This window comes from Streptomyces cellostaticus (assembly GCF_001513965.1).
Classification (GTDB): Bacteria; Actinomycetota; Actinomycetes; order Streptomycetales; family Streptomycetaceae; genus Streptomyces; species Streptomyces cellostaticus.
This window is the reverse complement of the sequence record NZ_KQ948019.1, coordinates 55,535-73,175: the sequence shown is the minus strand read 5'-3', so window position 1 is coordinate 73,175 and position 17,641 is coordinate 55,535. Positions and strand designations below refer to the sequence as shown.

Annotated in this window: 18 protein-coding genes and 1 pseudogene; 9 read left to right on the top strand and 10 right to left on the bottom strand. The window is 72.5% G+C overall.

What is annotated here, in order from left to right:
• Window positions 1-124 precede the first annotated feature (124 nt).
• The 3 genes from AQI88_RS11850 to mtnB are packed head-to-tail and all read left to right on the top strand — an operon-like array spanning window position 125 to window position 2,045.
• Entirely contained in the window at window positions 125-724 is a 600-nt protein-coding gene (locus tag AQI88_RS11850; RefSeq protein ID WP_066996339.1) for a 1,2-dihydroxy-3-keto-5-methylthiopentene dioxygenase, read from the top strand.
• Complete coding sequence (gene mtnC / locus AQI88_RS11845; RefSeq protein ID WP_066996336.1) at window positions 721-1,440, top strand: acireductone synthase; 720 nt, start codon at window positions 721-723, stop codon at window positions 1,438-1,440. Before AQI88_RS11850 ends, mtnC begins: the two co-directional genes overlap by 4 nt.
• Window positions 1,437-2,045, top strand: a complete 609-nt coding sequence (gene mtnB, locus AQI88_RS11840; RefSeq protein WP_066996333.1) for a methylthioribulose 1-phosphate dehydratase — start codon at window positions 1,437-1,439, stop codon at window positions 2,043-2,045. Before mtnC ends, mtnB begins: the two co-directional genes overlap by 4 nt.
• A gap of 42 nt (window positions 2,046-2,087) precedes the next feature.
• Here the strand turns inward: mtnB and mtnA are convergent, their stop codons facing one another.
• Window positions 2,088-3,119: an S-methyl-5-thioribose-1-phosphate isomerase gene (mtnA, locus tag AQI88_RS11835; protein ID WP_066996330.1), complete on the bottom strand. Its 1,032-nt coding sequence runs from the start codon at window positions 3,117-3,119 to the stop codon at window positions 2,088-2,090.
• 183 nt (window positions 3,120-3,302) lie between these two features.
• On the opposite strand from mtnA, the gene AQI88_RS11830 reads away from it, so the two are divergent.
• On the top strand, window positions 3,303-3,974 hold the full coding sequence (locus tag AQI88_RS11830) for a FadR/GntR family transcriptional regulator (RefSeq protein ID WP_066996327.1): 672 nt from the start codon (window positions 3,303-3,305) through the stop codon (window positions 3,972-3,974).
• A gap of 243 nt (window positions 3,975-4,217) precedes the next feature.
• Window positions 4,218-5,282 (top strand): PAC2 family protein, encoded by a 1,065-nt coding sequence (locus tag AQI88_RS11825; protein WP_079057524.1) that lies wholly within the window; start codon window positions 4,218-4,220, stop codon window positions 5,280-5,282.
• Between the two features lie 54 nt (window positions 5,283-5,336).
• Here the strand turns inward: AQI88_RS11825 and AQI88_RS44950 are convergent.
• The 5 genes and pseudogenes from AQI88_RS44950 to AQI88_RS11805 form a co-directional block, all read right to left on the bottom strand.
• Window positions 5,337-5,528, bottom strand: a pseudogene (locus tag AQI88_RS44950) (cysteine--1-D-myo-inosityl 2-amino-2-deoxy-alpha-D-glucopyranoside ligase); the annotation flags it as partial.
• A gap of 63 nt (window positions 5,529-5,591) precedes the next feature.
• Window positions 5,592-6,821 (bottom strand): cysteine--1-D-myo-inosityl 2-amino-2-deoxy-alpha-D-glucopyranoside ligase, encoded by a 1,230-nt coding sequence (mshC, locus tag AQI88_RS11820; RefSeq protein ID WP_066997153.1) that lies wholly within the window; start codon window positions 6,819-6,821, stop codon window positions 5,592-5,594.
• Between the two features lie 93 nt (window positions 6,822-6,914).
• Window positions 6,915-7,745, bottom strand: a complete 831-nt coding sequence (locus AQI88_RS11815) for an SCO1664 family protein (RefSeq protein WP_208615763.1) — start codon at window positions 7,743-7,745, stop codon at window positions 6,915-6,917.
• Entirely contained in the window at window positions 7,709-8,299 is a 591-nt protein-coding gene (locus AQI88_RS11810) for a DUF3090 domain-containing protein (protein WP_066996324.1), read from the bottom strand. Before AQI88_RS11810 ends, AQI88_RS11815 begins: the two co-directional genes overlap by 37 nt.
• Window positions 8,300-8,390: 91 nt before the next feature.
• Entirely contained in the window at window positions 8,391-9,077 is a 687-nt protein-coding gene (locus tag AQI88_RS11805; RefSeq protein ID WP_066996321.1) for a histidine phosphatase family protein, read from the bottom strand.
• Window positions 9,078-9,139: 62 nt separating this feature from the next.
• On the opposite strand from AQI88_RS11805, the gene corA reads away from it, so the two are divergent.
• Window positions 9,140-10,132, top strand: coding sequence for a magnesium/cobalt transporter CorA (gene corA / locus AQI88_RS11800; protein ID WP_066997147.1), 993 nt, complete (start codon window positions 9,140-9,142; stop codon window positions 10,130-10,132).
• A 7-nt stretch (window positions 10,133-10,139) separates the two neighbouring features.
• On the opposite strand, the gene AQI88_RS11795 is transcribed toward corA, so the two are convergent.
• Together AQI88_RS11795 and AQI88_RS11790 are read right to left on the bottom strand one after the other, a co-directional pair.
• Window positions 10,140-10,928, bottom strand: coding sequence for a hypothetical protein (locus tag AQI88_RS11795; RefSeq protein ID WP_066996318.1), 789 nt, complete (start codon window positions 10,926-10,928; stop codon window positions 10,140-10,142).
• 208 nt (window positions 10,929-11,136) lie between these two features.
• On the bottom strand, window positions 11,137-12,192 hold the full coding sequence (locus AQI88_RS11790) for an LLM class F420-dependent oxidoreductase (RefSeq protein ID WP_066996315.1): 1,056 nt from the start codon (window positions 12,190-12,192) through the stop codon (window positions 11,137-11,139).
• Between the two features lie 171 nt (window positions 12,193-12,363).
• Between AQI88_RS11790 and AQI88_RS11785 the strand changes: the two genes are divergently transcribed.
• Both AQI88_RS11785 and AQI88_RS11780 read left to right on the top strand, forming a co-directional pair.
• Window positions 12,364-13,347 (top strand): aldo/keto reductase, encoded by a 984-nt coding sequence (locus AQI88_RS11785; protein ID WP_066996311.1) that lies wholly within the window; start codon window positions 12,364-12,366, stop codon window positions 13,345-13,347.
• Window positions 13,344-15,542: an ATP-binding domain-containing protein gene (locus tag AQI88_RS11780; protein ID WP_066996308.1), complete on the top strand. Its 2,199-nt coding sequence runs from the start codon at window positions 13,344-13,346 to the stop codon at window positions 15,540-15,542. The genes AQI88_RS11785 and AQI88_RS11780 overlap by 4 nt, the downstream gene beginning before the upstream one ends.
• Before the next feature lie 81 nt (window positions 15,543-15,623).
• Here AQI88_RS11780 and AQI88_RS11775 read toward each other — a convergent pair whose 3' ends face one another.
• A complete protein-coding gene (locus tag AQI88_RS11775) occupies window positions 15,624-16,316 on the bottom strand; it encodes a hypothetical protein (RefSeq protein ID WP_066996305.1) in 693 nt (230 codons plus the stop codon).
• A 47-nt stretch (window positions 16,317-16,363) separates the two neighbouring features.
• Here AQI88_RS11775 and AQI88_RS11770 point away from each other — a divergent pair, with 47 nt between their 5' ends.
• On the top strand, window positions 16,364-16,552 hold the full coding sequence (locus AQI88_RS11770; protein WP_014671721.1) for a DUF5703 family protein: 189 nt from the start codon (window positions 16,364-16,366) through the stop codon (window positions 16,550-16,552).
• A gap of 71 nt (window positions 16,553-16,623) precedes the next feature.
• Here the strand turns inward: AQI88_RS11770 and AQI88_RS11765 are convergent, their stop codons facing one another.
• Window positions 16,624-17,523, bottom strand: coding sequence for a chaplin family protein (locus AQI88_RS11765; protein WP_066996303.1), 900 nt, complete (start codon window positions 17,521-17,523; stop codon window positions 16,624-16,626).
• Between the last annotated feature and the right edge of the window lie 118 nt (window positions 17,524-17,641).

Sequence of the window (17,641 nt, the reverse complement as noted above, 5' to 3'; positions counted from 1 at the left end):
GACTCCACGACCGAACGTACGGCGTCGGCGTCGGCCGGCTCGCCCGAACGCCTGCTTCCCCTCCTTCCCGCCGGGTGCTTGTCTCGTTGTCCGGGCATTCCTCCCTTCTCCTGGAGTTGCTTCCATGACCCTGCTGACGACCTGGCCGGAGTCCGGCCCCGAGACGGTGCTCCGCCGTACTGCCGACCCGGCCGAGATCGCCGAGGCGCTCAAGCCGCTCGGTGTGCGCTACGAGCAGTGGCCGGTCCGCGAGGACGTGCCGTCCGACGCCGGCAGCGAGGCCGTGTTCGCCGCGTACGGGCCGGAGATCGACCGTCTCAACGCCGAGGAGGGCTTCACCACCGTCGACGTCCTGGGCCTGCACCCCGGCGACGACCCCGAGTACCCGGTGAAGGCGAAGGCCGCCCGCGAGAAGTTCCTGCAGGAGCACACGCACGACGACGATGACGAGGTCCGCTTCTTCGTCTCCGGCTCCGGCATCTTCTATCTGCACGTGAACGGCGAGGTGCACGCGGTCTTCTGCGAGAAGGGCGACCTGCTGGGCGTGCCACGCGGCACCACGCACTGGTTCGACATGGGCACGAAGCCGTCGTTCACCGCGATCCGCTTCTTCCACGAGGAGGACGGCTGGATCGGCACCTTCACCGGCTCGGCCATCGCCGCCCGCTTCCCGGACTACGACACGGTCGCGGCGGGCTACGCGACGGACAAGGCCGGCGCATGACTCCGTACTACGACGTGGACGCCGTGGTGCTCGACATCGAGGGCACCACGAGCGCGACCGGGTTCGTCGTGGACGTGCTGTACCCGTACGCGCGCTCCCGCTTCGCCGCACTGCTGACCGAGCGCGCGGACGACCCGGAGGTGGCGCGGGCGGTGGCGCAGGTGCGGGAGCTGACGGGCGAGCCGGACGCCGACGCCGTACAGGTCGAGAAGACGCTCGACGCCTGGCTGGACGAGGACCGCAAGGCGACGCCGCTGAAGACCCTCCAGGGCGTCATCTGGTCCGAGGGCTTCGCACGCGGCGACCTCGTCTCGCACTTCTACGACGACGTGGTCCCGGCCCTGCGGGCCTGGCACGCGGCGGGGCTGCGGCTGTACGTCTACTCGTCCGGGTCGGTGGCAGCGCAGCGGGCGTGGTTCTCCTCGACGCCCGAGGGGGACCTGCTGCCGCTGGTCTCGGGCCTGTACGACACCGAGAACGCGGGACCGAAGCAGGAGCCGGAGTCGTACCGCCGTATCGCCTCGGCGACCGGTGTGGAGCCGGGCCGCCTCCTCTTCCTCTCCGACCGTCCCGGCGAGCTGGACGCGGCCCGTGCGGCGGGCTGGCGGACCGTCGGGATCCGGCGGCCGGGAGAGCCTTACTACGAGCAGGGTGTCGGGGACCACGCGCAGGCGGGGGCGTTCGACCAGATCACCGTTGCAAGGAGCACCTCGTGACCGCCTGCATCAGCGCACGCGAACTGGAGGAGGCGGGGGCGGTCCTCGCCGCCGAGTCCGCCCGCTTCGCCTCCTTCGGCTGGATGCGGGGCACCTCCGGCAACCTGTCCATGGTGCTGTCCCGCGCTCCGCTGCGGCTCGCGGTGACGGCGAGCGGTCACGACAAGGGCGAGTTGACGCCGCGCGACGTGGTGCTGGTGGACGGGCAGGGCGCCGCGGTGCACGGCGGGAGGCCGTCGGCGGAGGCCGAACTGCACGCGCGCGTGGCCGCGTTGACCGGCGCGGGCGCGGTCGTCCACGTGCACACCGTGGCGTCGGTCGCGATGGGCCGTCGGGAGCCGGGCGGGATCGTCTTCCGGGACCTGGAGATGCTCAAGGGCGTCGGCCAGCCCGCCCACGACGTCGAGGTGACGCTTCCGGTCATCGCCAACAGCCAGGACATGAGCGAACTGGGCGACCGTCTGGAGGCGGCCCGGAACCCGGGCATGCCCGCGGTGGTCGTCGCCGGGCACGGGCTGTACGTGTGGGGCGCGGATCCACGCCAGGCCCGGCATCACACGGAAGTGGTGGAGTGGCTGCTGGAGTTGGAACTCTTCCGGCGCTGAACCGGGGAAGGCCACGGTCGGACGCCGTGGCCTTCATCGTCGTCACCGCAACCGGTCTGCGGGCAGCTCGCCCGCCGACACCTCCAGCACACCCCGCTCGGTCACCAGACCGGTGACCAGGCGCCCCGGCGTGACGTCGAACGCGGGGTTGTGGCCGCGGGACCCGACGGGGGCCGTCCGTACCCCCGCCCACTCCAGGACCTCGGCCTCGTCGCGGAGTTCGATGGGGATGTCGTCCCCGGTGGCCGTCGACAGGTCCACCGTGGTCGTGGGCGCCGCCACCAGGAACGGGATCCCGGCGTCCGCGCAGGCCAGGGCGACGCCCACGGTGCCGACCTTGTTCGCGGTGTCGCCGTTGGCCGCTATGCGGTCGGCGCCGACGATCGCCGCGTCGACGGCACCGCGCAGGATGGTGCCGGCAGCCGCGCCGTCGACCTGGACGTAGTGCGGTATGCCCTCCTGGGCCAGCTCCCAGGCGGTGAGGCGGGAGCCCTGGAGCAGGGGCCGCGTCTCGTCCGCGTACACGACCTCCAGGCGGCCCCGGGCGTGCAGTTCACGTACCACGCCCAGTGCCGTGCCCCACCCGGCCGTCGCCAGCGCGCCCGCGTTGCAGTGGGTCAGGATGCGCAGCGGGCGGTCCTCGCCGGCCTTCTTCAGCAGCCAGTCGGCGCCGTACGCGGCCAGCCCGCGGTTCGCCTCGACATCCTCCCGCTGGACCGCCGCGGCCTCCTCCAGCACCGCGTCGAGGCCCTCGGGGAGACGGGCCGTCACCCGGTCCACGCAGACCATCAGGTTGACCGCGGTCGGACGCGCCTCGCGGATACGGGCGATGGCCCGCAGGATCTCGCCGTCCGTCCAGCCCTCGCGCTCCCCCTGGAGCAGCGCGAGCGCCACGCCGTAGCCGCCCGCCGCCCCGATCGCGGGCGCACCGCGCACCACGAGCCGCTGGATCGCATCCACCAGGGTGTCCACATCACTGACATCCACCGTCTCGGTGCGGTGCGGAAGCAGGGTCTGGTCGACGAGCGTGAGACCGGTGCCGGTCCAGTCGACGGCACGCAGTTCCTGGGACATGAGGACACTCCTGATGTTCCGATGGTCTCCGACACCGTACATGACCTCGTAGAACCACAGTTCGAGACGGGGGGACGGGGCAGCCACCCTCGGGGTGGGCCCGGTCAGGTCACCCGAACAGCCCAGGTCGTGCCCGCATAATGTGCTGAGACATCGGATGTCTGGGCGACAGGGAGGCCGGTCATGGCAGTCACCGACGAGGCGATCGAGAAGATCAAGGACATGATCGTCTCCGGTGCTCTGCGCCCCGGTGACCGGCTGCCCAAGGAGAGCGAACTCGCCGCCGCTCTCGGCCTGTCCCGCAACTCCCTGCGGGAGGCCGTACGGGCCCTGTCGCTGATCCGGATCCTGGATGTGCGGCAGGGCGACGGCACCTACGTCACCAGCCTCGATCCGCAGCTGCTGCTGGAGGCGATGAGCTTCGTCGTGGACTTCCACCGCGACGACACGGTGCTGGAGTTCCTCGCGGTGCGCCGGATCCTGGAGCCGGCGGCGACGGCGATGGCGGCCCTGCGCATCAGCGAGCAGCAACTCGACGCGCTCTCGGCCCAGTTGGACGCGCTCGGGGCCGCGCCCTCGGTGGAGGAACTGGTCGCCTGCGATCTGGAGTTCCACCGGGGCATCGTGCAGAGCGCCGGGAACTCGGTGCTGTGCTCGCTGCTGGACGGGCTGTCGGGGCCGACCACCCGGGCCCGGATCTGGCGGGGGCTCACCCAGGAGGACGCGGTCGGCCGCACCCTGCGCGAGCACCGGGCGATCCTCGCCGCGCTGCGCGACCGGGACGCGGAGGCGGCCCGCTCCTGGGCGACCGTGCACATCGCGAGCGTGGAGCAGTGGCTGCGGTCCACGCTGTGAGTTCGGCCGAGAGGCGCCGCAGGGGTGCGGGCCGTCTTGTCAGTGGCGGCTCGTTGTGGCTGGTCGCGCAGTTCCCCGCGCCCCTTGGGCCGGCCCACTTGCCCGAGTGGAGCGCTGGGGTGTTCCGCACTTGCGAACGGGGCAGTGATCCGTGCATCCCCCGGGCAAGGGGGCTGCGGTCGCCCCCGCCGGACGCCGTAAGGTTGGGACGTCAGGCGAGGGCACGTCGGAAGGAGGCACTGGGTGATCGAGCTGGAGGGGGTTCCCGAGCTGATCGACCCAGTCATGGTGGCCGCGTTCGAGGGCTGGAACGATGCCGGCGACGCCGCCTCCACGGCGGTCGCGCATCTGGAACGCGAGTGGAAGGGCGAGGTGTTCGCGGCGCTGGACGCCGAGGACTACTACGACTTCCAGGTGAACCGCCCCACGGTGTTCATGGACGGCGGAGTGCGCAAGATCACGTGGCCGACGACAAGGTTGTCGGTGGTCCGGGTCGGCGGCGAGAAGCCGCGCGACCTGGTGCTGGTCCGGGGCATCGAACCATCCATGCGCTGGCGCTCGTTCTGCAACGAGCTGCTGGGCTTCGCGCACGAGCTGGGCGTGGAACTGGTGGTCATCCTGGGCGCCCTGCTCGGTGACACGCCGCACACGCGTCCGGTTCCGGTCAGCGGGGTCACGTCCGATCCGGACCTGGCCCAGCGCATGGACCTGGAGGAGACCAAGTACGAGGGCCCGACGGGCATCGTCGGCGTCCTGCAGGAGGCGTGCACGCACGCGGGCGTCCCGGCGGTGTCGCTGTGGGCGGCCGTACCGCACTACGTCTCCCAGCCGCCCAACCCCAAGGCCACGCTGGCGCTGTTGAACCGTCTGGAGGACCTGCTGGACCTGCGCGTCCCGCAGGGCGAGCTGGCCGAGGACGCGCGGGCCTGGCAGGTGGGCGTGGACCAGCTGGCCGCCGAGGACAGCGAGGTCGCCGAGTACGTCCAGACGCTGGAGGAGGCCCGGGACACCGCCGAGCTGCCGGAGGCGTCCGGTGAGGCGATCGCCCGCGAGTTCGAGCGCTATCTGCGGCGCCGGGACGTCAGCCCGCCGGGCGGGCACGCGACGGCGGACGGCCAGGACACCTCGTATCTGCGGGACAACCCGAGCGGCAGGACGCGGCCGCCGAAGCCGCCGAAGCCGGGAGCGTCCGGGACCGCGGAAGGCTCCTCCGAAGGTCCCGCCGGACCCGCTGGTCCCACCGGACCCGCCGGGGGTTCCTCGGAAGGCTCCCCGGAGGGCGGCGACGAGGACACGTCGGAGGACTGAGCAGCGAAGAGGGGCGGTTCCCCGGGTGGGAACCGCCCCTTTGCCCTACCTGGGCTACAGCGCCACGCCCAGCAGTGCGTCCACCGCCCGGCTCACGAGGCCGGGCGCACCGGCGTCGGTGCCGCCGTCGGCCTCCTGACGGGCCGCCCAGCGATCCACGGCGGCGAGCGCCGCGGGGGCGTCCAGGTCGTTCGCGAGGACCTCGCGGATCTCCTCGACGAGCGCGTCCGCGGACGGGCCGTCGGGGAGGACTGAGCAGCGAAGAGGCGCGGTTCCCCGGGTGGGAACCGCCCCTTTGCCCTACCTGGGCTACAGCGCCACGCCCAGCAGTGCGTCCACCGCCCGGCTCACGAGGCCGGGCGCACCGGCGTCGGTGCCGCCGTCGGCCTCCTGACGGGCCGCCCAGCGATCCACGGCGGCGAGCGCCGCGGGGGCGTCCAGGTCGTTCGCGAGGACCTCGCGGATCTCCTCGACGAGCGCGTCCGCGGACGGGCCGTCGGGCCGGGAGACGGCCGAGCGCCAGCGGCCGAGACGATCGACGGCGTCCTGGAGGACCTGGTCGGTCCACTCCCAGTCGGAGCGGTAGTGGTGGGAGAGCAGGGCCAGCCGGATCGCGGCCGGGTCGACGCCGTCCCGGCGCAGCCGGGAGACGAAGACGAGGTTGCCCTTGGACTTGGACATCTTCTCGCCGTGCAGGGCGACCATGCCGGCGTGCACATACGCCTTGGCCATCGGGAACTCGCCGGTGAGCACCTGGGCGTGCGAGGCGCCCATCTCGTGGTGCGGGAAGGCCAGGTCGGAGCCGCCGCCCTGGACGTCGAAGCCCATGCCGAGGTGGTCGAGGGCGATGGCCACGCACTCGATGTGCCAGCCGGGGCGCCCCGGACCGAGGGTGCCGCCGTCCCAGCTGGGCTCGCCCTCGCGGGCCGCCATCCACAGCATCGGGTCGAGCGGGTTCTTCTTGCCCGGGCGGTCCGGGTCGCCGCCGCGCTCGGCGGACAGCAGCCGCATGGCGGCCGCGTCCAGGTTCGAGACCTGGCCGAAGTGCGGGTCGGACTCGACGGAGAAGTAGATGTCGCCTTCCAGCTCGTAAGCCGCGCCGATCTCCCGCAGCCGCTCCACGAGCGGGACGATGCCGGGTATCGCCTCGACGGCGCCTATGTAGTGCTGGGGCGGGAGCATCCGCAGGGCGGTCATGTCCTCGCGGAAGAGGGCCGTCTCCTTCTCGGCGAGGGCGACCCAGTCCAGGCCGTCCCGCTCGGCGCGCTCCAGCAGCGGATCGTCGACGTCGGTGACGTTCTGGACGTACTGGACCTGCCGCTTGGTGTCGAGCCACACGCGCTGAACGAGGTCGAACGCGTTGTAGGTCGCCGCGTGACCCATGTGGGTCGCGTCGTACGGCGTGATGCCGCAGACGTAGATACGGGCGACGGGACCGGGGTCGAGGGGGACCAGACCGCCGGTCGCGGTGTCGTGGATCCTCAGGTCGCGGCCCTGACCAGGCAGGGCGGGGACCTCGGAAGCGGGCCAGGCATGCATGTACATGAGCCTAACCGGCCACGAGCTGCGGATACGAACGGGCTCAAGCCGGATGGCCGGTTCTGCGTTCTTGCACATCGGCTGCCGATGTGCTCACACCGGCGGCCACGGGATGGCCGGCCACTCCCCGCCCGGCTCCGGGTGCCGGCCGGAGGCGAGCAGTACGTCGACCCGCGCGCGCGTGGCCTCGATCTCGGCCGGGGTGATCAGCCCGGCCAGCCGCGCGGCCAGCTCCCCGCCCTCGGCGAGGCCTGTCCCCAGCCCCTTGAGCACGTCGACGGCCTCCGCCGTCAGGGGCTCCCCGGCCCAGCCCCACAGCAGCGTGCGCAGCTTGTTCTCGGCGTTGAAGGTGACCCCGTGGTCGATGCCGTAGAGCCGTCCGTCCGTGGTGGGAAGCAGGTGGCCGCCCTTGCGGTCGGCGTTGTTGATCACGGCGTCCAGGACGGCGAGGCGGCGCAGCCGCTCGTCGTCGGCGTGCACCAGCAGCGCGGTGCGGCCCTCGCCGACCTCGGCGAACCCGATCGCCTTCCAGCCCGGCTCGGGCTCCTCGCCGTCGACCAGGGCGAGCAGTTCGGCCTCCGCGCTCACGTCGATCCACAGCTGGCACATGCCCTCGCCGTACGGTCCGTCGCGCAGCACGGTCGGCGGGACGAGTCCCCATCCGGTGGCCTCGGAGACCTCGTAGGCGGCCACCTCGCGGCCCGCGAGGGTGCCGTCGGGGAAGTCCCACAGCGGGCGCTCGCCGGCCACGGGCTTGTACACACAGGAGGCTTCGCGGCCGTCCAGCGCGACCGTGCAGAACAGCGCCGCGTTGGACGCCTCTCGGATCCGGCCGCGCACGGACAGGTCACCGAGCGCGAGCAGCTCGACGGCGTGCGGATCGGCCGTCAGGCTCCGCGGCGGTATCCGTTCTGGCGCGGACATACGTGTCCTTCCGGATCGAGCGGGAGGCTGCACAGCGGGCACGGCGGCCGCCCGGCGTTGACGACGTCGAGGGCGCGCTTGGCGAAGGCCCTGGCCTGCGCGCCGGTCAGCCGGACCCGCAGCATCGGGGGCCCGTTCTCCTCGTCCTGGAGCAGCCGCTCCTCGGCCTCGGCGAGGTCCTCCTCGGTGTCGGCCTCCAGCTCCACGAGAGCCTGGGCCTCCACGATCATGCGCTGTTCCTCGCCGTCCCAGGCCAGGGCCATGGTGCCGACCCGGAACTCCTCCTCGACGGGGGTGTCCAGCGGGCCGGTGTCGGCGATCTCGGAGGGTGTCATGGCGGGGACGGCCGCGCTGCCGCCACTGCGCCGTACGACCTCGTCCAGCAGCTCGTCCATGCGCTCGGCGAGCGCGGCGACCTGGGTCTTCTCCAGAGCCACGCTGGTCACCCGGGAGCCTGCGGTGGCCTGGAGGAAGAACGTACGGCGTCCGGGCAGCCCGACCGTGCCGGCCACGAAGCGGTCCGGCGGATCGTAGAGGAACACCTGACGGGACACGTCCTGTCTCCATTGGATTCGAGAGTCACTGCGGTGCGAGCCGTGCGTGAAGGCGACTGCGCGGATCGCTTCACCCTACTGCGCCCGACGATCACGGTGCGCCCGCACCGCCCCCGACCGGTGCGTCTTCCTCCGGTGGTTCCTCGCGCGGGGCAAGAGAGGCGAAATCGCCGGTGTCGCCGAGACGAACGAGAAACGGCCTGAGACGGGTGTAGCGGATCGCAGTGATGGAACACGGTTCCACGGAGATCCGCTGGAACAGGTCGAGATGAAGTCCGAGGGCGTCCGCGACGAGCGACTTGATGATGTCGCCGTGCGAGCACATGAGGTAGACGGCGTCGGCGCCGTGGTCGCGCTCCACGCGCGCGTTCCACTCGCGTACGGCCTCGGCGGCGCGGGTCTGCATGGCCCGCATGGACTCGCCGCCCGGGAAGGCGGCGGCCGACGGGTGCGCCTGGACGACCTCCATCAGCGGCTCGTCCTTCAGCTCGGCGAGCTTGCGGCCGGACCAGTCGCCGTAGTGGCACTCACCGATCCGCTCCTCGGTGTGGGCGCGCAGCCCGGGCCGGGCGTCGAGCAGCGGCCGTACGGTCTCCTGGCAGCGCTCGAGGGGGCTGACGACGACCTCCGAGATCGGCAGCGCCTGGAGCCGTCCGGGCAGCGCGGCGGCCTGCGCGGCCCCGCGTTCGTCCAGGGCGACGCCCGGCGTCCACCCGGCGAGCACTCCCGAGGTGTTGGCGGTGGACCGTCCGTGCCTGACGAGGATCAGCGTGGGCATGCCGCCCAGGGTAAGCGCATCGCGACATGCGCAGGCGGCCGGGCGAAGGGAGAATGCGCTCCGTGATCGTGGACTGCGCCATCTACACCCACGGGCACCGCAGCGAGGGCCCGGATGACCTCTCCGACGCGCTGGACGAGGCGCGGGCGGCGGGCGGGTTCGTGTGGATCGGGCTGTACGAGCCCTCGGAGCGGGAGTTCGACCTGGTCACCGAGGAGTTCGGGCTCCATCCACTGGCGGTCGAGGACGCCCTCAAGGCCCATCAGCGGCCCAAGCTGGAGGTGTACGACGACTCGCTGTTCATGGTCCTCAAGCCGGTCGTGTACGAGCCCGAGAGCGACACCGTCTCGGCCGGCGAGGTCATGATCTTCGTCGGCGATGCCTTCGTGGTGACCGTCCGGCACGGCGAGGCCTCGCTCGCGGCCGTACGGCACCGGCTGGAGGAGGAGCCGGAGATGCTCGGCAAGGGCCCCACGGCCGTGCTGTACGCGATCTCCGACGCCACCGTCGACCACTACCTGGAGGTGGCGACGGAGCTGCAGACGGACCTGGAGGAGCTGGAGGCGGAGGTGTTCTCGCCGGGCGGCGGCGGCTCGCGCCACACCGCCTCCCGCATCTACACCTTCAAGCGGCAGATCCTGGAGTTCCGCCGGGCCACCGGACCGCTCGCGCTGCCGCTGACCCGGCTGGCCGGCACCGGCCCCTTCGGCGGTGCCGTGCCGTTCGTGCACGACAAGGCGCGGCCTTTCTTCCGGGACGTGAACGACCATCTCGCGCGCGTGAACGAGTCCGTGGAGGGCCTGGACCGGCTGGTGTCGGACATCCTGTCGGCGCATCTGGCGCAGATGAGCGTGCGGCAGAACGACGACATGCGCAAGATCTCGGCCTGGGCGGCGATGGCCGCGGTCCCCACGATGATCGCGGGTATCTACGGCATGAACTTCGACCACATGCCCGAGCTGCACTGGCTGCCGTCCTACCCGGCGGTGATCCTGCTGATGGCCGCTCTGGAGGTGCTGCTGTACCGCCTGTTCAAGCAGCGCGGCTGGCTGTGAGGGCCGCTCAGGCGAACCCGGGAGCGGGGGTGGCGGGCCCGCCGAGGGGGTTGCGGCGCTCGGGCATGCACAGGGTCACCATGCGGTGCCAGCCGCCGAGGCGCTCGTAGGCGTACACGGCGTGGATGCCGGCCGTGAGGACGGCGCGCCTGCCCCTGGGCCAGCCGAGGATGCGGCCCATGTGGGCCATGACGGCGAGGCTGACGTCCCGGTAGACGCGGATCTCGGCGAGCGCGCACGCGCGCAGGGTGCGCTGGATCAGCCGGCCGTGCCCGGCGTCGGCGAGGCGCAGCAGTTCCTCGTGGGTGTAGGCGAGGTGGTTGTCCTCGTCGTGGGAGATCATGCGGACGGCCTTGCCGACCTCGGGGTGGTCGCCGAAGCACGTGCGGAGCATCACCATCTGGTCGGCGGCGCGCTGTTCGGTGACCCTGCTGTGCGAGAGGTAGACGATGATGTCGCGCACGGTGAGCGGCTCCTCGCGCCGGAGCCTGTCGTGGGCGAGACCGATGCCCTGCCGCTCCAGGAGCATCGTGTAGTCGGTCTCGGGCGGGACGGGAACGGGTGCGAGGCCGCGCTTCTTCATGAGGGCGTTGAAGATGCGCCCGTGCTTGTCCTCGTCGGCACCGTGGCGGGCGATCTTGGGGGCGAGCGCGCGTTCGCTCTGCGGTACCAGCGCGGCGATCCGCCCGTTCTCCCACCCGCCCTGGGACTCGCCGCCGGCGGCGATGGAGCAGAAGAGCCGGAAGGACTCGTCGTCGTCGAGGATCTCCTGGAACAGACTCTTGGCCGACAACATGGAAGACACCTCTCTGCACATTCCGCAGGATTCCGCAAAGAACGAGTCAAATGCGGACAGAGAGGAGTCGCAACAGCAGGGCGCACCGGCTCGACCGACAGGAGGAACACGGGGTCGTAACCGAGCGGCGCCGGGCGCGTTGTTCCCGTGACGGCCGTGGCGGGGAAGACCCCCGAGCCCCCACCACGGCCGCTGAAATCTCCTGGTGCTACGCGAGCCCGGCGCGTTCCAGGGCCTCGCTGCCGGCCCGCAGGGAGGCGAGCCGCTCGTCGAGGGTGAAGCCGGCCGGGGCCAGGGAGAGGGTGGTGACCCCGGCGGCGGCGTAGGCCTTCATCCGGTCGGCGATGCGCTCCACCGAGCCGAGCAGCGTGGTCTGGTCGATGAGGTCCTGCGGGACGGCGGCCGCGGCACCCTGCTTGTCGCCGGCCAGGTACTTCTCCTGGATCTCGGCGGCCTCCTTCTCGTATCCCATGCGCCGCGCGAGCTGGTTGTAGAAGTTCTGCTTGAAGCTGCCCATGCCGCCCACGTACAGGGCGGTGTAGGGGCGGAAGGTGTCGGCGAGCCGGGCCACGTCCTTGTCGTCGCCGACGGCGAGCGGCAGGGTCGGGCAGATGTCGAACCCGTCGAGGGTCTTGCCGGCCTTCTCCCGCCCGGCGCGCAGATAGCTGACGGTGGTGTCCTCGAGGTGCTCGGCGGACGGGAAGATCACCAGAGCCCCGTCGGCGATCTCGCCGGTCTGCTCCAGGTTCTTCGGCCCGATGGCGGCGATGTAGAGCGGAATGTGCTCGCGCTGCGGGTGCACGGTCAGCTTGATCGGCTTGCCCGGGCCGCCGGGCAGCGGCAGCGTCCAGTGCTCGCCCTCGTAGGACAGCCGCTCGCGCGTCATCGCCTTGCGTACGATCTCCACGTACTCGCGCGTGCGTGCCAGCGGCTTGTCGAACTTGACGCCGTACCAGCCCTCGGAGACCTGCGGGCCGGAGACGCCGAGCCCGAGCCGGAAACGGCCCTTGGACAGCGAGTCCAGCGTCGCCGCGGTCATCGCCGTCATCGCCGGCTGCCGCGCGGGGATCTGGAAGATGGCGGAGCCGACGTCGATGCGCTCGGTCTGCGCGGCGACCCAGCTGAGCACCGTGGCCGCGTCGGAGCCGTACGCCTCGGCGGCCCAGCACACGGAGTAGCCCAGCCGCTCGGCCTCCTGCGCCACGGCGAGATTGTCCGCGTCCATCCCGGCACCCCAGTAGCCGAGGTTGATCCCGAGCTGCATGGCCGATCCCCTTACCCGTGAGTAACGTCCCTTGGCGCAGACCTTAGCGCGGCGCCGGGACCTGCGGCAGTGCGTGACCGGGATCAGGGGCCGGTCACCCCTTCGATCACGGTGAACAGAGTTATCCACAGGCAACCCACGGCACCAGTTCTGGCCAGTAATCTCGCGCACATGGAGCAGAGGCATCTCGGCCGCACAGGCCTGCGCGTGTCCCGGATCGGACTCGGCACCCTCACCTGGGGCCGGGACACCGACGAGCACGACGCCGCGGACATGCTGAAGGCGTTCTGGGAGGCCGGCGGAAACCTCGTCGACACCGCGGACGTGTACGGCGACGGAGAGGCGGAGTACCTGCTCGGACGGCTCATGGAGGGCCTGGTGCCACGCCGGGACCTGGTCGTCTCCACCAAGGCGGGCAGCGTCCCCGACCCCGACCGCCGTTTCGACGGCTCGCGCGGCCATCTGCTCGCCGCCCTCGACGCCTCGCTGGCCCGCCTGGGCACCGACTACGTCGACGTGTGGCACATTCACGCCTTCGACCCCGACACCCCGCTGGAGGAGACGCTCCAGGCCCTCGATCTGGCCGTGAGCAGCGGGCGCGCCCGATACGCCGGGGTCTCCAACTTCTGCGGCTGGCAGCTGGCCAAGGCGGCCACCTGGCAGCTCGCCGCACCGGGCACCCGCACCCGGCTGGCCAGCACACAGCTGGAGTACTCACTGCTGCAGCGCGGCGTCGAGCGCGAGGTGCTGCCCGCCGCGCTCGACCTGGGCGTCGGCCTGCTGCCCTCCTCCCCGCTGGGCCGCGGTGTGCTGACCGGCAAGTACCGGCACACCACTCCCCCGGACTCGCGCGGAGCCTTGGAGCATCTCGCGCCGTTCGTCGAGCCGTACCTGGACGACACGGCGACCCGCATCGTCGACGCGGTGACGACGGCCGCGGACGGGCTCGCGGTCACCCCGCTCCAGGTGGCCCTCGCCTGGGTCCGGGACCGGCCGGGCGTTGCCGCCCCGATCGTCGGCGCGCGCAACGCGCAGCAGCTCACGGCGGCATTGTCAGTGGAGGCCCTTAGTCTTCCTGACGAGATCTGCCGGGCGCTGGACGACGTGTCAGCGCCCGTGCACCGCTATCCCGATCACGACTGGAGCACGCTGTGAGCACGGAGCCGGAGACCACGGAGGAAGCCGGGCCCGAGACCCCGGACGCCCCGGAGGTCCCTGAGGCCCAGGGGCAGGAGACGGCGCCCGAGGACAGCCGTGCGGCCGGGGACGGGACGGCAGAAGACACCGAGCGGGCTGAAAGCGCCGAAGGCGAAGGCTCGTCACAGTTGTCCGAGGCGGAGGCCGAGCTGGCCGCGCAGCGGATCGAGCGGGAGCGGATCGAGCAGCGCAAGGCCGAGCGGGCGCCGATCGAGAGCGGCGCGAAGCTGAGCGGCAAGGCGGCCGACCTGCTCGCCGCCATCCGCGCGGTGGAAAGCGGCGAGAAGCCGGCCGCCACGGTCTTCGGCGAGCCCGAGCCCGCCCCGCGCCGCCCCGCCCCCGAGCCCGTACGCCGGCCGCAGCCGGCCCCGGCCGCAGCCGCGCCCGGCGCCCCCGCCCCGGAGGCCGTCGAGGCCGTCCGCCGGGTGCTGGGCGAGGGCGGTGCACCCGAGGCCCTGGCGCCTCAGGTGGCCGCTGCCCTCGGCGAGGGCGCCGACACCACGCTGCGCGAGGATCCCTGGCAGCTGCTGCGGATCACCGGCGTAAGGCCGGAGCAGGCCGACGGGTTCGCGCGGGCGCTGCTCGGCGCGGCATGCGGCCCGGACGACGAGCGGCGCAGCCGCGCGGTGACCGGCTGGCTGCTGGAGCAGGCGGCGCTGGCCGGGCACACCGCGCTGGAGCTGCCGACGCTCACCGCGGCGCTGGCCCAGCGGGGCGTGCCGGACCCGGACGCGGCCGTGCAGGGCACGCTCGCGGAAGGCGAGGCGCTGGCCTTCCAGGACGCTCTGGAGGAGCCGGGGGCACCGGCGCCCCGGGACAGCAACGGCGAGGAGGGCGAGGGAGAGGACGAGGAAGAAGAGGAACGACCGGTCCGCGTCCTCGTCGGCCTGGAGCGGTACGCGCTCGCCGAGGAGAGCCTCGCCGACGGCCTGGCCCGCCTGGTCAACTCCTTGTCCAAGGAGGCCGCCGAGCCGTGGGAGACGGCCGCGGCCGGGGCGCCCGGCGGTGCCGCCGAGCTGGCCCGCGCGCTCGCGCTGCACGGCCTGGTGCTGCACACCGGCGGCGAGGCGGCCCGCGCCGAACCGGCCGCGCTGCTCGGCGCCACCCGTGCCGCGGGCCTGCGTGCCTTCGCCGTCTGCCACACCCCCGACGGGCGCCGTCGCCTCGCCACGCTGCTGGGCGAGGAGGCCGACGAGGAGGCCGTGGGCACGGTGGCCGGCCTGCTCTCCGGCGCCGAGGGCCCCGGCCGGGACGCGGACGGCGCCCTGGACCTCGATCTGCTGATCGTGCTGGACGCGCCCCAACTCGACGTGGAGAGCGCCGCGGTGCTGGTGGAGTCGCTGCCCGACGGGGCGCGGCTGGTGCTGAGCGGCGACCCGGCAGTGCTGTGGTCGGCCGGGCCCGGGCGGGTCTTCGCCGACCTGCTCGCGGCCCGCGCCTGCCCGCAGATCGCCTCCCGCCTCCCCGACCCCGGCCCGCTCGGCGAGCTGGTCTCGGGCATCGGCATCGGCGAGCTGAACCAGGTCGAGGCGCCCGGCAAGGAGGTCGTCATCGTGCCGGTGCGGGACGCGGGCGAGGCGGTGCACCGGACCGTGCAGCTGGTCGCGGACTCGGTGCCGCGGGCGATCGGCGTGCCGCCGGAGCAGACCGTGGTGATCACCCCGGGCCACGGCGGCGCCGCGGGCACCCGTGCTCTCAACGCCGCCCTGAAGGGGCGCCTCAACCCGGGCCCCGGCCGCTTCGGCGGCTTCGACCCCGGCGACCGGATCGCCTACGCCCCCGCGCCGGGCCGTTCGGTGCCGGGCCGGGTGGTGAACGCCGACAGCGACGGGCTGCACCTGGAGTGCGCGGGCACCCCCGTGGTCGTACCGCGGGAGCGGGTGGAGCAGTGCGTACGGCACGGCTGGGCACTGACCGCGCACCAGGCGCAGGGCAGCCGCTGGCCGGCCGCGGTGGTGGTCCTTCCCGGCGACGCCGCCCAGGCGCTGAGCAGACCGTGGGTGTACACCGCGTTCAGCCGGGCCGAGCGCCACCTCTCGGTGGTACACGGCGTGGACCAGGCACTCCCGAAGGCGGTGGCGGAGACCCCTGCCAAGCCCCGCACCACCCGCCTGCAGACGCTGCTGCGCACTCAGATCGCGGCCGGGGGCTGACCCTTCCCCGGCGGCGATCAACCAGGACGGTGGATTCCCGGCGGTGCCGTACGGCCTCGGCCCCACGGCACCGCCGCATCCTCACCGCTCCGCGTCCAGCGGCTCCAGATCCTCGTCGTCGCCGTCGTACTCGAGATCGTCCTCGTCGATGTCGTCGGAGCCGTCCTCGTCGAACACCGCGCTGACGTCGAACCGGCACACCACTCGCTGCGGGTCGATCTGCTCGAACGGGGCGGCCAGCCACTCACCGGGTTCGGCCGGCTCGTCCGCGGCGGTGACCCAGAGCGTGGAGTCGCCCTCCTCCAGGCCGAACTCCTTGTGCCGGGAGGCGATCTCGTCCGGTTCGAACTCGCCGAACAGGATGCCCAGCGCGCCATGGACCGTACCGGCGGCATCCTCGCCCACGCCGCCACCCTCCTCGTACTCCACCGCCTCGACCCGCTGGGCCTGCGCCAGCAGTCGCTGGGGCTCCGCCACGGCGTAGTCGCGGCGGATCAGCACACTGATCGCGTTGGGTTCCTCGGGGCCCGCGTACGGCGGCAGCGAGTCCTCCGCACCGGGGATCTCGAAGGGCGTGACCTCGTCATAGAGGTCGTAGAGCAGCTCGTCGTACGCCTCGGCGGCCGCGGCGAGCTGGTTGAACGCCTCGTAGACGGCCGGGTCGTCCTCCCCCGACCTGCGTTCGACCGCCGCCAGATGGCGATCGAGCGCGGTCTTGATTGCCTCGGCGGCGGCGCGTACCTCGGCAGCGGTGGGCTGCACAGCATCAGACATAGTGCAGACGCTATCCGTACCGGGCACCAGCCCGCACAATAGATGCGATGCCGGAATACGAATTTGTCGACGTGTACGTGCCTCGCGGGGTGTCCCGCAAGGAGGCCACACGTCTGCTGACGGACCATGCCGAGTACGGACACTGGGAGTTGGACCGACTGAGCCTGCTGCGCGACGGCAGCCGCAGGGTGCGGCTGCGCCGGCGGATCATCCGCCAGGTGCGGGCCACGTGGTGAGGCAGGAAGCATGAACGGAGCGGGCCCCGCCGCCGAGGCAGGGCCCGCTCCGTTTCCTGCGGCCTTACGCGCTACACCGAGGCCCGGGCCTTGCGGTACAGCACCGTACCCGCGAGCAGCGCACCCGCGCCCACCGGCAGCGTGATGCCCAGCGGCACGTCACTGCCGGTGTGGGCGAGCTGGTCGGGGGTCGAAGGCTGGCCGGAACGGCCGCCCTGCTGCTGGACCTGGGACGAGCCCTGGGGCGTGTGGCCCCCCTTGGCGGGCGGGGTGCCCGGGTGGCCCGGCGTCCCCGGGTGGCCCGGGGTACCGGGGTGACCCGGCTGACCGGGGTGACCCGGCTGACCGGGGTGACCCGGCTGACCGGGGTGACCCGGCTGGCCAGGGTGACCGGGATGCCCCGGCTGACCGGGGTGACCCGGGTGGCCCGGCTGACCGGGATGTCCCGGCTGGCCCGGATGCCCGGGGTTGCCGGGCGGGTTCCCGTGCCCGTCGCCCGGCGGCCGGCTGTCATGACCGCCGCCGTTGGCACACTCGTTGCCCTGGGTGGCGTTGCCGACGCCGACCACGTTCACGCTGTTGCCGCACACGTTCACCGGAGCGTCGATCGGCACCTGAACGGTGTTGCCGGAGCCGACGCCGGGCGAACCGCTCGTGTGGCCGCCCGCGTGCGAGCCGCCGGAGCCGCTCTGGCCGCCGGAGCCGCCGTGCCCCGCCGAACTGCCCCCGTCGTCATTGGCGCACCGGTTGCCCACCGCCGGGTTGAGAACCCCGACGACGTTCACGGTGTTGCCGCAGACGTTCACCGGCACGTGCACCGGCACCTGCACCGTGTTGCCGGACAGTACGCCGGGCGAGCCGATCGCGGAGCCGGCCGCGCCCGAGGCGGCCTGGGCGTAGCCGCTCGCGGCGGCGATCACACCGGTGGCCGCCGCCACCGTCATCAGGCCCTTGCGGGTGCCCTGTCGCATTTCTGGATTTCCCCTGCCTTCGGTTCTCTGTGCGTTCCGCGGAAAGGAGTTCCGCGGAAAAAGACCGGTCGGCCGCGGAGCGCATGGCGTGCGCTCCTGGGCCGACGGCTCTAAGAGG

What these genes read in the sequence shown, in the direction of transcription:
- AQI88_RS11850 (WP_066996339.1), top strand. Translation starts at nt 125, where the DNA reads ATGACCCTGCTGACGACCTGGCCGGAGTCCGGCCCCGAGACGGTGCTC.
- mtnC (WP_066996336.1), top strand. Translation starts at nt 721, where the DNA reads ATGACTCCGTACTACGACGTGGACGCCGTGGTGCTCGACATCGAGGGC.
- mtnA (WP_066996330.1), bottom strand. Translation starts at nt 3,119, where the DNA reads ATGTCCCAGGAACTGCGTGCCGTCGACTGGACCGGCACCGGTCTCACG.
- AQI88_RS11830 (WP_066996327.1), top strand. Translation starts at nt 3,303, where the DNA reads ATGGCAGTCACCGACGAGGCGATCGAGAAGATCAAGGACATGATCGTC.
- mshC (WP_066997153.1), bottom strand. Translation starts at nt 6,821, where the DNA reads ATGCATGCCTGGCCCGCTTCCGAGGTCCCCGCCCTGCCTGGTCAGGGC.
- AQI88_RS11815 (WP_208615763.1), bottom strand. Translation starts at nt 7,745, where the DNA reads ATGTCCGCGCCAGAACGGATACCGCCGCGGAGCCTGACGGCCGATCCG.
- AQI88_RS11805 (WP_066996321.1), bottom strand. Translation starts at nt 9,077, where the DNA reads ATGCCCACGCTGATCCTCGTCAGGCACGGACGGTCCACCGCCAACACC.
- AQI88_RS11795 (WP_066996318.1), bottom strand. Translation starts at nt 10,928, where the DNA reads ATGTTGTCGGCCAAGAGTCTGTTCCAGGAGATCCTCGACGACGACGAG.
- AQI88_RS11790 (WP_066996315.1), bottom strand. Translation starts at nt 12,192, where the DNA reads ATGCAGCTCGGGATCAACCTCGGCTACTGGGGTGCCGGGATGGACGCG.
- AQI88_RS11785 (WP_066996311.1), top strand. Translation starts at nt 12,364, where the DNA reads ATGGAGCAGAGGCATCTCGGCCGCACAGGCCTGCGCGTGTCCCGGATC.
- AQI88_RS11775 (WP_066996305.1), bottom strand. Translation starts at nt 16,316, where the DNA reads ATGTCTGATGCTGTGCAGCCCACCGCTGCCGAGGTACGCGCCGCCGCC.
- AQI88_RS11770 (WP_014671721.1), top strand. Translation starts at nt 16,364, where the DNA reads ATGCCGGAATACGAATTTGTCGACGTGTACGTGCCTCGCGGGGTGTCC.
- AQI88_RS11765 (WP_066996303.1), bottom strand. Translation starts at nt 17,523, where the DNA reads ATGCGACAGGGCACCCGCAAGGGCCTGATGACGGTGGCGGCGGCCACC.